General features: G+C 69.5%; 13 protein-coding genes. 5 read left to right on the forward strand and 8 right to left on the reverse strand.

Features of this window, described 5'->3' with window-relative positions:
• Positions 1-10: 10 nt before the first annotated feature.
• The 5 genes from MRBLWH11_RS02535 to MRBLWH11_RS02555 form a co-directional block, all read right to left on the reverse strand.
• Positions 11-1,009, reverse strand: a complete 999-nt coding sequence (locus tag MRBLWH11_RS02535) for a LacI family DNA-binding transcriptional regulator (protein ID WP_341946558.1) — start codon at positions 1,007-1,009, stop codon at positions 11-13.
• A gap of 145 nt (positions 1,010-1,154) precedes the next feature.
• Positions 1,155-2,585 (reverse strand): GH1 family beta-glucosidase, encoded by a 1,431-nt coding sequence (locus MRBLWH11_RS02540; protein ID WP_341946559.1) that lies wholly within the window; start codon positions 2,583-2,585, stop codon positions 1,155-1,157.
• 5 nt (positions 2,586-2,590) lie between these two features.
• Complete coding sequence (locus tag MRBLWH11_RS02545; protein WP_116634043.1) at positions 2,591-3,481, reverse strand: carbohydrate ABC transporter permease; 891 nt, start codon at positions 3,479-3,481, stop codon at positions 2,591-2,593.
• Positions 3,478-4,515 (reverse strand): sugar ABC transporter permease, encoded by a 1,038-nt coding sequence (locus MRBLWH11_RS02550; RefSeq protein WP_341946560.1) that lies wholly within the window; start codon positions 4,513-4,515, stop codon positions 3,478-3,480. The genes MRBLWH11_RS02545 and MRBLWH11_RS02550 overlap by 4 nt, the downstream gene beginning before the upstream one ends.
• A gap of 122 nt (positions 4,516-4,637) precedes the next feature.
• Complete coding sequence (locus MRBLWH11_RS02555) at positions 4,638-5,948, reverse strand: ABC transporter substrate-binding protein (RefSeq protein ID WP_341946561.1); 1,311 nt, start codon at positions 5,946-5,948, stop codon at positions 4,638-4,640.
• 135 nt (positions 5,949-6,083) lie between these two features.
• Here MRBLWH11_RS02555 and MRBLWH11_RS02560 point away from each other — a divergent pair, with 135 nt between their 5' ends.
• The 3 genes from MRBLWH11_RS02560 to purQ all read left to right on the forward strand — a co-directional run bounded on the left by MRBLWH11_RS02560 (position 6,084) and on the right by purQ (position 7,702).
• Positions 6,084-6,623 carry an adenine phosphoribosyltransferase gene (locus MRBLWH11_RS02560; protein ID WP_116635972.1) on the forward strand — a complete coding sequence of 180 codons (540 nt, stop codon included), beginning with the start codon at positions 6,084-6,086 and terminating at the stop codon, positions 6,621-6,623.
• A 126-nt stretch (positions 6,624-6,749) separates the two neighbouring features.
• On the forward strand, positions 6,750-6,998 hold the full coding sequence (gene purS, locus MRBLWH11_RS02565) for a phosphoribosylformylglycinamidine synthase subunit PurS (protein ID WP_116635973.1): 249 nt from the start codon (positions 6,750-6,752) through the stop codon (positions 6,996-6,998).
• Positions 6,995-7,702: a phosphoribosylformylglycinamidine synthase subunit PurQ gene (gene purQ, locus MRBLWH11_RS02570; protein WP_116635974.1), complete on the forward strand. Its 708-nt coding sequence runs from the start codon at positions 6,995-6,997 to the stop codon at positions 7,700-7,702. Before purS ends, purQ begins: the two co-directional genes overlap by 4 nt.
• Before the next feature lie 10 nt (positions 7,703-7,712).
• On the opposite strand, the gene MRBLWH11_RS02575 is transcribed toward purQ, so the two are convergent.
• On the reverse strand, positions 7,713-8,972 hold the full coding sequence (locus tag MRBLWH11_RS02575) for a hypothetical protein (RefSeq protein ID WP_341946562.1): 1,260 nt from the start codon (positions 8,970-8,972) through the stop codon (positions 7,713-7,715).
• Positions 8,973-9,127: 155 nt separating this feature from the next.
• Positions 9,128-9,556: a DUF1761 domain-containing protein gene (locus MRBLWH11_RS02580; RefSeq protein ID WP_116635976.1), complete on the reverse strand. Its 429-nt coding sequence runs from the start codon at positions 9,554-9,556 to the stop codon at positions 9,128-9,130.
• Between the two features lie 150 nt (positions 9,557-9,706).
• Here MRBLWH11_RS02580 and MRBLWH11_RS02585 point away from each other — a divergent pair, with 150 nt between their 5' ends.
• Positions 9,707-11,368 (forward strand): glycoside hydrolase family 13 protein, encoded by a 1,662-nt coding sequence (locus MRBLWH11_RS02585; protein WP_341946563.1) that lies wholly within the window; start codon positions 9,707-9,709, stop codon positions 11,366-11,368.
• 92 nt (positions 11,369-11,460) lie between these two features.
• Positions 11,461-12,468 carry a LacI family DNA-binding transcriptional regulator gene (locus MRBLWH11_RS02590; RefSeq protein WP_116635978.1) on the forward strand — a complete coding sequence of 336 codons (1,008 nt, stop codon included), beginning with the start codon at positions 11,461-11,463 and terminating at the stop codon, positions 12,466-12,468.
• Positions 12,469-12,500: 32 nt separating this feature from the next.
• Here MRBLWH11_RS02590 and MRBLWH11_RS02595 read toward each other — a convergent pair whose 3' ends face one another.
• Positions 12,501-13,127, reverse strand: coding sequence for a superoxide dismutase (locus tag MRBLWH11_RS02595; RefSeq protein ID WP_341946564.1), 627 nt, complete (start codon positions 13,125-13,127; stop codon positions 12,501-12,503).
• Position 13,128: the final 1 nt, after the last annotated feature.

Consider the following 13,128-nt stretch of genomic DNA (forward strand, 5'->3'; position numbering starts at 1 on the left):
CTCGAGCCCGCTACGCCGAAGCCCGCACCACGAGCTCGGTCGGCAGGATCGTCGTGTGCGCCGGATCCTCGCCCGCGAGCCGCGCCAGCAGCACGCCCGCCATGGCCTCTCCCTGGGCGTACATCGGCTGGCGCATCGTGGTCAGCGCGGGCTCGGTCGACGTCGCGACCGAGGAGTCATCGAAGCCGACGAGCGCCACATCCTCCGGAACGCGCAGTCCTGCCGAGCGCAGGGCCGTGAGCGCGCCCCGCGCCATCAGGTCGCTCGCGACGAACACCGCGTCGGGCGCGCCCGCCGCGAGGATGCGGCGCATGGCATCGGCTCCGCTGGCCTCGCTGTAGTCGCCGGCCTCCTCCGCGAACGGCTGCAGCCCGGCATCCGCGAGGGCCCGCCGGAATCCCTGCATGCGGTCGATCGACGACACCATGGTCGGCGTGCCGGAGACCGTCGCGATGCGGGTCCGACCGATGTCGACCAGTCGGCGGGTGGCGTTCTCCGCCCCGGCGACGTTATCCACGTCGACGACGTAGTCGGTCTCGCGTCGGCGCACGGGGCGTCCGCCGTAGACGACGGGCACGGCATCCGCGATCCGATCGATGAACGCGTCACTGGTGTGGTGCGACACGATCAGCGCGCCGTCGACACCGCCGTTGCGCACGAAGCTCGTCATCTTGTCGCCGGGGTCGTCGCTGGCGATCAGCAGGTTGAGCAGGTAGTCCGAGCCGCCGAGTCTGCCGGTGATGCCGGCGACGATCGCGGCGAAGAACGGGTCGCCGAAGAAGCGGTTCGTGTCCTCCGGGACGATCAGGGCGATCGCGTGGGTCTGCCGTGATGCCAGCGACCGGGCGGCACGGTTGGGCACGTAGCTCAGCTCGTCGATGGCGGCACGCACCGCGGCGAGCGCCTCGGGACTCACCGCCGTCGAGCCGTTCACCACCCGCGACACCGTCGACCGGGACACCCCGGCAGCGGATGCCACCTCCTCGATGGTCGCCCGTGACGACATCACCGCACGCTCTCTTCCATCGCCCTATTCTGTCTGCTCCGCGTGCATCTCCGGCGTCGACCGGCCCCGGAGCCCTGTTCGAATCGGCTGACTGGTCCCTTTTCCGGCCCGCAGGCGACCATTCGCGCGATTCGAACGGCGGATCGGCTCAGAGGCTGCGGGCGGCGATGATGCGCGCGTACTCCCTGCCGGAGTCCTTCAGGCTCCGCTCCAGCGTGTCGTAGTCCACGCGCACGATGCCGAACCGCTTGTCGTAGCCCCAGGCCCACTCGTAGTTGTCGAACATCGACCAGTAGAAGTAGCCGCGCACGTCGACGCCCGCATCCGCGGCATCCAGGACGGCGCCGAGGTGCAGTCGCAGGAACTCGGTGCGCTCGGCGTCGTGCACCCGGGTCTCGCCGTCTTCGACCACGGCGACGTCGTCATAGGCGGCACCGTTCTCGGTCATGTAGAGCACGGTTCCCGCAGGCTCCGCGTACTCGGTCCACACGCGCTGGAGGAGGCGGGTGAGCCCCTCCGGCTGCACCTCCCAGTTCTGCGCGGTGCGCGGGAGACCCCGCTCGACCGAATGGATGCCGTCGCTCGAGGGGTACGGGCTGCGCCCCTTCCGCTCGGTCGCGGGACCGCCCGAGACCGGCGGCTCGGCGGGAGCCGCGCCCGCCACGAAGTCGCCGTGGTAGTAGTTCACGCCCTGGGTGTCGATGTGCTGCGAGATCGTCTCGAGGTCGCCGTCGTGGACCGCAGCCTCGAACAGGGCGACGGCATCCGCATCGACCGCCCTGATGTCCTCGACGATGTCGGCCGGGTAGGCCCCGCGGTAGATCGGGTCGAGGAACCAGCGGTTGAACTGCCCGTCGACACGGCGCGCGGCATCGACATCCGCGGGGTTCTGCGGGTCGGCCGGGTCGGCGACTGTGTGGTTCAGCGTGATGCCGAGATTGAGCGACGCGTCGCGGCCGCGCAGCTCGCGGACCGTGGCGCCGTGCGCGAGCAGCAGGTGGTGCGAGGCCAGCAGCCCCTCGGCGATGCTCGTGTGCCCCGGCGCGTGCTCACCGCCGGTGTACGAGAGGAACGACGAGCACCACGGCTCGTTCAGCGTGGTCCAGACGTTGACCCGGTCGCCCAGGGCGTCGTGCATGGAGCCGGCGTACTCCAGGAAGCGGTCGACGGTGTCCCGGTTGGTCCAGCCCCCGGCATCCTGCAGCGCCTGCGGCATGTCCCAGTGGTACAGCGTGAGCCAGGGCAGGATGTCGGCGGCGAGCAGCTCGTCGACCAGGCGCTCGTAGAAGTCGACGCCCTTCGGGTTCACGGCGCCGCCGTCGGGGCGCACCCGCGACCATGACGTGGAGAACCGGTACGTCTGCAGCCCGATCTCGCGCATGAGTGCGACATCGTCGGCGTAGCGGTGATAGTGGTCGCACGCGACCTCGCCGTCGTCGCCGCCGATCACCGCACCCGGCACCTTCGAGAACGCGTCCCAGATCGAGGCGGTGCGTCCGTCCTCGAAGGCCGCTCCTTCGATCTGATACGCCGCCGTCGCGGCGCCGAAGAGGAAGTCCGAAGGGAAGGGGCGCGTCATAGAGGTCATCCTTTCACCGCGCCCGCCATGATGCCACTGACCAGCTGCCGCCCCGCGACCACGAAGAGCACGAGCAGCGGAAGGGTCGCGAGCACCGCGCCGGCGAGCACGATCGAGTAGTCGATGTAGTACCCGGACTGCAGCTGGCTGAGCGCCGTCTGCAGGGTCGGGTTCTGGGGGGAGAGCACGATCAGCGGCCACAGGTAGTCGGTCCACGCGGTCATGAACGTGAAGAGGCCGAGGATCGCCATGGCGGGGCGGGCAGCCGGGAGACCGACGGTGAGGAAGGTGCGGAACTGGTTCGCGCCGTCCATCCGCGCTGCCTCGATCAGCTCGTCCGGGATCACGTCGACGAGGTACTGCCGCATGAAGAACACCCCGAACGCCGTGACGAGCGTCGGCACGATGACCGCGCCGATCGACCCGGTCCAGCCGAGCTCGCGCATCAGCATGAACAGCGGGATGATGCCGAGCTGGGTGGGGATCGCCATGGTCGCGATCACGAAGATCATCAGTCCGTCGCGCCCCTTGAAGCGCAGCTTCGCGAAGGCGTAGCCGGCGAGCGTCGAGAAGGTCACGACCGAGATCGTGATGATGCCCGAGATGAGGAAGGAGTTGCCGAGGGCCAGCCAGAACGGGATCGCGTCGAACACCTTGGCGGCGTTGACGAGGAAGTTGCCGCCGGGGATGAGAGGCAGCGTCTCGCCGCGGGTGGCGTTGGTGCCGCTCGCCACGACCACGGACCACCACAGCGGGTACACGCTGCCGATGATGAAGGCCGCGAGCAGGCCGTAGGTGAGGAAGCCGGGACGGCTGCCGATGCCGGCGTTCCCTCCGGTCGCGCTGCGGCGGCGGCGGATCTTCTCCGGCACGCTGAGGGCCTGGGTGGCGGTCATCGCGCCTCCTCCTTGGCCGAGCGGACGCGGCGGCGCGCAGCCCGGTTCTTCGGATCGCTGCCCGTGGAGATGCGACGGGAGATCAGGAAGTTGATCACGCCGATGCCCACGATGAGCAGGAACAGCAGGATGGCGACGGCGGATGCCTCACCGAGGTCGCGGCGGAAGAAGGCGAGCTCCCAGAGGAAGAGCACGGTCGTCTGGAACTGACGATCGCTGCCGCCGATGCCGCCCGCCGTCGACACGTCGAAGAGACGCGGCTCGGCGAAGATCTGCAGCCCGCCGATCGTGGCGGTGATGATCACGAAGATCAGCGTCGGCCGGATCGTGGGGATGGTGATGGAGAAGAAGCGGCGTGCGGCCCCGGCGCCGTCGAGCGCGGCGGACTCGTAGAGGTCGCGCGGGACGGCCTGCATCGCGGCGAGGAGGATGAGCGCGTTGTAGCCGGTCCAGCGGAAGTTGACCATCACCGCGATGGCGATGTGCGACAGCGCCGTGTTGTGCTTCCACTCCTGGTCGGCGATGCCGATGAGGTTCAGGAGGTTGTTGGCGAGACCGTCGGCCTCGTTGAAGATGCTCGAGAAGATGATCGCGACCGCGACCGGCGTGACGACGAAGGGGATGAGCACGCTCATGCGCCAGAACGTCGGAGCGCGCAGCCCCCGGTCGAGGAGGTAGGCGATCACCAGGGCGACCGCGAGCTGCGGGATCGCGGAGAGCAGGAAGATGCTCAGGGTGTTGCCGATCGAGTTCCAGAACATCGAGTCGCCGAGGATCTCGACGAAGTTGCCGACGCCGACGAAGTCGCCCTCGCCCTTGAGCAGGTCCCACTCGTGCACGGCCACCCACACGGTGTAGAGCAGCGGGAACAGTCCGACGAGCCCGAAGAGCAGGAAGAACGGGGAGATGTAGAAGTACGGAGACGCGTTCTGGTCGAAGCGCGAGACGCGATGGCGCCACGGCCGCTTCGGCACGGCATCCGTCTTCTGCGGGGGCGCGGATGCCGTCGCCCGGCGCTCATCGGTGAGAGTCATGGGTCTTCCTTGTCGGATGCGAGCAGTGGGCGTTTCGTCTCGCTGCGCTCGCTCAACGACCGGATGGTGTCGGTCGTTGAGCGAGCACGGCGGAGCCGAGCGAGACGAAACGCCCGAGGGTGTCAGTCGACGAGCTCGTTCAGGAGCTTGATCGCGGCATCCCAGGCACCCTGGGTGTCGGTGTCACCGCGGTCGAGTCCGCTGAGAGCCGGGCCGAAGACGTTCTCCTGGATGACGGAGTCGTCGGCGCCCTTGAACTGCGCCACGACGCCCTTCGCGCGCTCGGCCAGGATCGCGCCGGTGGGTGCGTCGTTGAAGAACGCGTTCGGCGTCGCCTCGGAGGCGAGAGTCTCCTGCGCCTTGACGGTCGAGGGGAAGTTGCCCGCGGCGGCGGACTGCTTCACCTGCTGCTCGGGCTGCGTCAGCCAGTCGGCGAGCTCAGCGGCCGCCTCCTGGTGCTGCGAGCTCTCCGGGATCGACAGGAAGGCGCCGCCCCAGTTGGCCGCCCCTCCGGGGAAGACGTCGGCGAAGTCCCAGCCGGTCGCCGCGTCTCCGCCGCCGGCCTCGACCTGGCCCTGGACGACGCCCAGCATCCAGCCCGGGCACACGAAGGTCGCGAAGGTGCCGTCGACGAACGACTTTCCGCCGTTCCAGTCCCAGGCGGTCTGCGCGGCGGACTGGCCGCCCTCGGTCGCGGCTCCCAGCAGCTCGAAGCGCTCCTTCAGCTCGGCGTTGTCCTCGACGTTCACCTTGCCGTCGGCGGTGTAGTAGCCCTCGTCGAGCTGGTTGACCATGGCGTTCCAGACGAAGCCGGAGTGGTCGTACCAGGCCTTGCCGGTCTTGGCCGTGTAGTCGGCGCCGACGGCGAAGTAGTTCTCCCAATCGCCGTCGAGCAGCTGGGCCACGGACTCGCGGTCGCTGGGCAGGCCAGCGGCCTCGAACGCGGCGCCGTTGTAGCAGATGCCGCTCGGGCCGATGTCGGTGCCGTAGCCGATGACCCGGCCCTCGGCATCCGTCGCCTGGCCGTACTTCCAGTCGACCCAGTCGGCCTTGCGGTCCTCGATGCCGAAGTCGCGCAGGTCGACGAAGGTGTCGGAGACGTCCATGATGGCGCCGAGCCACCCCTCCTCGATCGCGACGATGTCGCTGAGGCCGGAGCCGGCGGCGATCTTGGTGAAGGCATCGGTACGGGCGTTGCCGCCGGTGTCGATGTTGGTCGCCTCGATCGTGACGTTCGGGTGCTCCTTCTCGTACTCGTCGTAGAGGTCTTCGTAGCCGAAGGTGCCGAACGTGGTGACGGTCAGCGTGACGTCCTCGTCGCCACTGCCGCCGGCGTCGCCGCCGGTGGCGCCGGAGCAGCCGGCCAGGGCGAGGGCGGAGACGGATGCCACGGCGGCTGCCGTCAGGATCCGGGTGCGGGCACGTGTGTTCACAGGTCACTCCTTTGTGGTGGGGGTCGCGCAGTGTGGTGCTCAGGGTGTCGTGGGAGCGCTCCCACGAACTGAGACGTCACTCTATGGGAGCGCTCCCACGAAAGTCAAGCGCGACGGAGGAGGTAGCCTTGCCCGGTGCCCGAAGCCGCTCTCTCCCCCGCCCTCACCCGCGCCGCATCGCTGATCCGCAGCATCCCGGACTACCCGGAACCCGGCATCGTCTTCCGCGACATCACCCCGCTGCTCGCCGACGCCGAAGCACTTCGCGTCACCACCGAGGCGATCATCGAGCCCTTCGCCGGACAGTTCGACGTGGTCGCCGGCATCGAGGCGCGCGGCTTCATCCTCGCCGGAGCGGCCGCGATCGCGGCAGGGGTCGGCCTGATCCCGATCCGCAAGGCGGGCAAGCTGCCGCGGCCCGCGGCATCCGTCGACTACGCCCTCGAGTACGGCACCGCGACGATCGAGATGCACGACGACCTGCCCGCCGGATCCCGCGTGCTGCTCATCGACGACGTGCTCGCCACGGGCGGCACGCTCGCCGCCGGACGGGAGCTCGTCGAGCGCCTCGGCAGCCACGTCGCGGGCATCTCGGTGCTGTTCGAGATCGACGGGCTCGGCGGCCGTGCAGCCATCGGCGATCTGCACACGGTCTTCCACTCCGACCCCGCGTAGGACGAGGTGCCGGGGCCGGTAGACTGAGGGCGCCAGCCTTCCCGCGACTTCCGGCGTTTCGACTCCTCGCTAGCGCTCGTCGCTCAACGACCATAGCTACGGCCTGCGGCCGCCTGGAGGATCACGATGCCCACCATCGTCGTCGACGTCATGCCCAAGTCCGAACTCCTCGACCCGCAGGGGAAGGCCGTCTCGGGCGCGTTCGCCCGCCTGGGCGTCGAGGGCTTCGCCGACGTCCGCATCGGCAAGCGCTTCGAGCTCACGGTCGAGGGCGAGGTCACCGACGAGCTGCTCGCCGAGGCGAAGCGCGTCGCCGACGAGGTGCTCTCGAACTCCGTGATCGAGGACGTGGTGGGCGTCGAGGTCGTCGAATGACCGTGCGCATCGGCGTCGTCACCTTCCCCGGCTCGCTCGACGACCGCGACGCGCAGCGCGCCGTCCGCATCGCCGGCGCCGAGCCCGTCGCCCTCTGGCACGGCTCGCACGACCTCGAGGGCGTCGACGCCCTCGTGCTGCCCGGCGGCTTCAGCTACGGCGACTACCTGCGCGCCGGAGCCATCGCCGCGCTCTCGCCGATCATGGCCGAGGTGAAGGATGCCGCGGCCAAGGGCATGCCCATCCTCGGAATCTGCAACGGCTTCCAGATGCTCGTCGAGGCGCACCTGCTGCCCGGCGGCCTGATCCGCAACGACCACCAGCACTTCGTGCGCCGCGACCAGAAGCTGGTCGTCGAGAACTCCGACACGGCCTGGACGAACGCGTTCCGCACGGGCCAGGAGATCGTCATCCCGCTGAAGAACGGCGACGGCGGCTACATCGCCGACGACGCGACGCTCGACCGCCTCGAGGGCGAGGGCCTGGTCGCCTTCCGCTACGCCGGCGTCAACCCGAACGGCTCCCTGCGCGACATCGCCGGGCTCACCAACGAGGCGGGCAACGTCGTGGGCCTCATGCCGCACCCCGAGCACGCGGTCGAGCCGGGCTTCGGCCCGGACACGGCGGTCGCGATGCGCAGCGGCATCGACGGCATCGGCTTCTTCGCGAGCGCGGTCGCCGCGGTCGCACGCGTCGCGGCGTAGAACCGCCAGGTCAGCCGGGCGGAAGGCGGAAGGGGTTGTCCCCGGCCTCCGCGAGCAGGTACCAGGCGGTCGCACCCGTGTGCAGGCTCGCGTAGTACAGGTCGCCGAAGCCGGAGTCGAGGCCGTCGCTCGACGTCGCCACGATCCCCTTGCCGTCTCCATTGAGGGCGTCGCGCTGCACCAGACGGATGCTGCTCAACAACGCCTCTGCGCGATCCGCATCACCCTGCCCACCGCGCAGCCGGAGCCCGAGCGCGAGGTTCCCCGCGCCCTCGAACCACACCTTCGAGACGTCGGTGTCGCTGATCGACGGTCCCGCGTAGGGGCCGTCGTTCGCGATCAGGTGGGCGAGCGTCCAGTCCAGCGCCGCGCCGTAGCGCGGGTCGCCGGTGCCGAGGTAGCTCCACGTCTGGGCATCCAGGGGCACGGGTCGGGTGTTGATCGTCGATCCGTCGAGGCCCGTGCCGGTGTCGACATGGCCGTCCGCGCTCTGCATCGCGGCGACGAAACCGGCGGCGACCGCTGCCCGATCCGCCCACACGGCCTCGCCGGTGAGCTGGGCCAGCTGCGTGAAGAACCCGGAGATGTCGCTGTTGTGCTCGGTCGACTTCCACGTCAGCGAGGTGCCGTCGTCCAGCTGGCCGCCCGTGTATCCGAAGGGAGCGCGGACCATGTCGGCGGTGTTCGCCTGGATCCACTCGGCGATCCGCAGCGCCCCGTCGAGGTACTTCGTCTCGCCCGTCGCGTGGAACAGCCTCGCGAGGCTCATCCCGACCCAGGCCTGGTTCCCGGTGAAGGTACCGGGGCCGGTGATCTCCACCCGCCCCTGACGGATGCCGTGGGGCTCGTACGACGTGCGCACGCGCCCGTCGCCGATCGGATCCTCCTCCTGCACGAACAGCAGCGTGTCGCCGATCGCCTGCGCACGGCGGAGGTCGGCGGGCAGGCCTCGGGCCGTGTAGGCGATCACGACGAGCGCGTCGTCGTAGACGAACGACGGCGTGAAGTCCCAGCTCGGGGTGGTGAAGAATCCACCCTGATAGCTGCGGGGCAGACAGCGCCCGGCCCCGTCGCAGAACTCGTCGACACGGGCGTCGAGGAACTCGTAGGCCCGCTCCATCGACGCCGCGGCATCCGGAGCGCTCACGCCGGGCACGGGATCATCCGCCGGTTCGATGACCCCCGAGGCGGCAGGAGCCGCTCCCGCGAGCACGGCCGCGACGACGAGCGCAGCGATGACCGCCCACGGCGAGCGCGGTGAACCGGACATGCGGGCCCCTCCGTCGACATCCCGGGCCGAGTGCGCGACCCGCGGGCGACCGAGAGGTCACCAGGAAGAGCCTGACCGGTTCGTCGCGCTCCGGGAAGCGGCGAAAGTCCACTGTTCCCGTGCCATTCGGCGAACATCGCGATCAGGGATCGCTCCTATCCCAGCGCGGGCGGCCAGACGCCGATGATGATCGCCATGACCACGACCGTGACCAGCTCGTGCGCGATGTTCAGGGTCGTGAGCCTGGTCGAGCGCCCTTCGAAGGCGTCGTGCGTGATGAAGCGGGCGGCCGTGAATCCGGCCCAGAGCGTCACGCCCGTCACGATCGTGCCCCAGAAGAACGGGCCGCCGTAGAAGTGCCAGGCGATGGCGGATGCTCCGGCGAGCACCCATGCCGTGAGGAAGCTCACGATGACCGTGGTGATGATGGGCCACATCGCCGTCGCGGCCGGCCGATCCATGTCGACGTTCGCGAGCTTCGACCAGCGCGTGCCGAACACTTTCGGCGCGTACCAGACCGAGCCGACGAGCATGCTCGACGCGGTTGCCAGCAGCACCGCCCAGTAGTTGATCTCGGGAACCATCATTGCCTCCTCGAATCGGATGCCGTCAGGCTACTCCCCTGTGGTCTCGCGGCCTGCAAGCGGCGCCGGGAGCGCGCATCCGCCCCGCCCTCCGAACCGATTCGATCGCCGGTCTGGCGGGAATGTAAGCGTTTGCACTAGTCTCGTCCCATGGCACAGCTTGAACAGATCGCAGCCCCCGGTTCCGAGTGGTGGCGCAGCGCCGTCATCTACCAGATCTACCCGCGCTCCTTCGCCGACGCGTCGGGCGACGGCATCGGCGACCTGCCGGGCATCACAGCACGGCTCGACTCGCTGAAGGATCTCGGCGTCGACGCGATCTGGCTGAGTCCGTTCATGACCAGCCCCCAGCGCGATGCCGGCTACGACGTCGCCGACTACCGCGACGTCGACCCGCTCTTCGGCACCCTCGCCGACTTCGACGAGATGCTGGCCGAGGCCCATGCCCGCGGCATCCGCGTGGTCGTCGATCTCGTCCCGAACCACTCCTCGGCGCAGCACGCCTGGTTCCAGGAGGCGCTCAAGGCCGCCCCCGGAAGCCCCGAGCGTGCGCGCTACATCTTCCGCGACGGCAAGGGCGAGAACGGCGAGCTCCCGCCGAACAACTGGGAGTCCGTGTTCGGCGGCGGCATGTGGGAGCGCATCGTCGAAGCCGACGGCACTCCCGGCCAGTGGTACCTGCACATCTTCGACCCCACGCAGCCCGACTTCGACTGGAACAACGAAGAGGTGCGCGAGGAGTTCCGCTCGATCCTGCGCTTCTGGCTCGACCGCGGTGTCGACGGGTTCCGCGTCGACGTCGCGCACGGCATGATCAAGGCCGACGGCCTGCCCGACTACACGCCCCCGGCCGACGCCGACTCCATGGGCGGCGGCGAGGCGAACGTGCCGTACTGGGGCCAGGACGGCGTGCACGACATCTACCGCGACTGGCACGAGGTGCTCGCCGAGTACGACGGCGACCGCGCACTCTGCGGCGAGGCCTGGATGCCGACGCTGAAGCAGACCGCTCTCTGGGTGCGCCCCGACGAGATGCACCAGACGTTCAACTTCCCGTATCTCATGACCCCGTGGGACGCGAAGGAGCTCGCGGACGTCATCCGCGAGTCGCTCGACGCGTTCGGCGCGGTCGGCGCCCCCAGCACCTGGGTGCTCTCTAACCACGACGTCGTGCGTCACGCGAGCCGGCTCGCGCTGACGGCCGACAACCCGCAGGGCGAGGGCATCGGACCGAACACGCCCGACAAGCCCGACACGGCGATCGGACTGGCACGCGCCCGCGCGGCGACCACCCTGATGCTGGCCCTCCCCGGCTCCGCGTATCTCTACCAGGGCGAGGAGCTCGGTCTCCCCGAGGCGATGGAGATCCCCGACGCGTTCCGGCAGGACCCGACCTGGTTCCGCACGAACGGCGAGCGCTACGGACGCGACGGATGCCGCGTGCCGCTGCCCTGGACCGCAGAGGGCACCGCCTTCGGGTTCAACGACACCGGGGCATCCTGGCTGCCGCAGCCGGCCGACTGGGCGACCTACGCGCGGGATGTCGAAGAGGCCGATCCGACGTCGACGCTGTCGCTGTACAAGCAGCTGCTGACGGCACGACGCGAGCACGGCTTCGGCAGCGGCTCGCTCGTGTGGGAGGACGCGGGAACGGATGCCGTGGCCTTCCGCCGCGGCGACGTGCACGTGGTCGCGAACCTCGGCACCGCCCCGCTCGAACTGCCCGCCGGCGCGAAGGTCGTGCTGTCGAGCCGGCCGTTCGACGGCACCTCGCTGCCCGTCGACACGGCCGCCTGGTACACGACGGCCTGACCACCCTTCCGTTCCGGTCGCGATTTCTCACCGAGAACCACCCGCCGAGGGTGAGAAGCTGCGACCGGAACAGGATCCGACGGAGGAACCGCATGGCGAGCATCGATGAGGTGGCCCGGCTCGCCGGGGTCTCCACGGCGACCGTCTCACGCGCTCTGAGCGGCCGCGGGCAGGTCTCCGCGTCCGCCAGGGAGCGTGTGCAGGCGGCAGCGCAGACGCTCGGCTACGTCGTCTCCTCGCGGGCCTCGAGCCTCGCCTCGGGGCGCACGCGGAACATCGGCGTCGTGGTGCCGTTCCTCGACCGCTGGTTCTTCAGCACCGTGCTGTCCGGGGTCTCGGCCGCTCTGATGCGCGAGGGTTACGACATCACGCTCTACAACATCACCGCCGACAAGGACGTGCGTCGGCACGTGTTCGACACGTTCCTGCGCCGTCAGCGGGTGGATGCCGTGATCGCGGTGTCGATCGAGCTCGACGAGGACGAGACGCAGTACCTGCTCGAGCTCGGACTCCCGGTCATCGCGATCGGCGGACCGAACCCGAAGCTCGACACCCTGACGGTCGACGACGTCGCCGTGGCGCAGCTGGCCACCGAGCACCTCATCGGACTCGGCCACACCGACATCGCGCACATCGGGGCGAACCCCGAGTTCGACCTCGACTTCCACATCCCGACCAACCGACGACTGGGTTTCGAGCGGGCGCTGGCGAAGGCCGGCATCCCGCTCAACCCCGCCTTCCTGGAGCCCGCGGACTTCACGGTCGAGGGTGGCTATCGGGCGGCCAAGCAGCTGCTCGGCCGCCCGGGGCCCCGCCCGACCGCCGTGTTCGCCGCATCCGACGAGATGGCGATCGGTGCGCTTCTCGCTGCCCGCGACCTGGGCTTCGGCGTGCCGGACGACCTGTCGATCGTGGGCATCGACGGGCATGAGCTCGGGGAGTTCTTCCGACTCACGACCGTCGACCAGTTCCCGCTCGGCCAGGGGGAGCGAGCGGCGGATGCCGTGCTCGCAAAGCTCTCCGAGCCGGATGCCGTGCGCATCCCGGCCGCCCTGCCGTACGAGCTGAACGTGCGCGGGACGACCGCCCGACTCGTCTGAGCTGTTCCGCCGACCCGGCAGAAGCGGTCAGGTCATGATGCGACGATGAGGCCCTTCGCGGCGCGGGCGGTCTCGAAGCGGCGCTGCACGTCGGGCCAGTTCACGAGCTCCCAGAACGCCTTCACGTAGTCGGCGCGCACGTTGAGGTAGTCGAGGTAGTAGGCGTGCTCCCACACGTCGAGCTGCAGAAGCGGCGTCACGCCGAGCGGGGCATTGCCCTGCTGGTCGAACAGCTGGAAGATCACCGGTCGTGCTCCCACGGAATCCCAGGCGAGAACGGCCCAGCCCGAGCCCTGCACGCCGAGCGCGGTGGCGGTGAAGTGCGCGCGGAAGGCATCGATCGACCCGAACGCGTCGACGAGCGCGGCCTCGAGCTCGCCCTCGGGAGCCCCGCCGCCCTCGGGCGAGAGGTTCTGCCAGAACACCGAGTGGTTGATGTGGCCGCCGAGGTTGAACGCGAGGTCCTTCTCGAGCTTGTTCACGTTCGCGAGGTCGCCGGCGCTGCGTGCCGCCGCGAGCTGCTCGAGCGCGGTGTTCGCGCCGGTGACGTAGGCCTGGTGGTGCTTCGAGTGGTGCAGCTCCATGATCTTGCCGGAGATGTGCGGCTCGAGAGCGGAGTAGTCGTACGGGAGCTCGGGGAGCGTGTAGAGAGCGGACATG

It is taken from the genome of Microbacterium sp. LWH11-1.2 (assembly GCF_038397745.1).
Lineage (GTDB): Bacteria > Actinomycetota > Actinomycetes > Actinomycetales > Microbacteriaceae > Microbacterium.

Bases quoted from the DNA above. Each gene is read 5' to 3' on its own strand.
- MRBLWH11_RS02540 (WP_341946559.1), bottom strand. From the start codon at position 2,585: ATGACGCGCCCCTTCCCTTCGGACTTCCTCTTCGGCGCCGCGACGGCG.
- MRBLWH11_RS02545 (WP_116634043.1), bottom strand. From the start codon at position 3,481: ATGACCGCCACCCAGGCCCTCAGCGTGCCGGAGAAGATCCGCCGCCGC.
- MRBLWH11_RS02550 (WP_341946560.1), bottom strand. From the start codon at position 4,515: ATGACTCTCACCGATGAGCGCCGGGCGACGGCATCCGCGCCCCCGCAG.
- purS (WP_116635973.1), top strand. From the start codon at position 6,750: ATGCCCACCATCGTCGTCGACGTCATGCCCAAGTCCGAACTCCTCGAC.
- purQ (WP_116635974.1), top strand. From the start codon at position 6,995: ATGACCGTGCGCATCGGCGTCGTCACCTTCCCCGGCTCGCTCGACGAC.
- MRBLWH11_RS02575 (WP_341946562.1), bottom strand. From the start codon at position 8,972: ATGTCCGGTTCACCGCGCTCGCCGTGGGCGGTCATCGCTGCGCTCGTC.
- MRBLWH11_RS02580 (WP_116635976.1), bottom strand. From the start codon at position 9,556: ATGGTTCCCGAGATCAACTACTGGGCGGTGCTGCTGGCAACCGCGTCG.
- MRBLWH11_RS02585 (WP_341946563.1), top strand. From the start codon at position 9,707: ATGGCACAGCTTGAACAGATCGCAGCCCCCGGTTCCGAGTGGTGGCGC.
- MRBLWH11_RS02590 (WP_116635978.1), top strand. From the start codon at position 11,461: ATGGCGAGCATCGATGAGGTGGCCCGGCTCGCCGGGGTCTCCACGGCG.
- MRBLWH11_RS02595 (WP_341946564.1), bottom strand. From the start codon at position 13,127: ATGTCCGCTCTCTACACGCTCCCCGAGCTCCCGTACGACTACTCCGCT.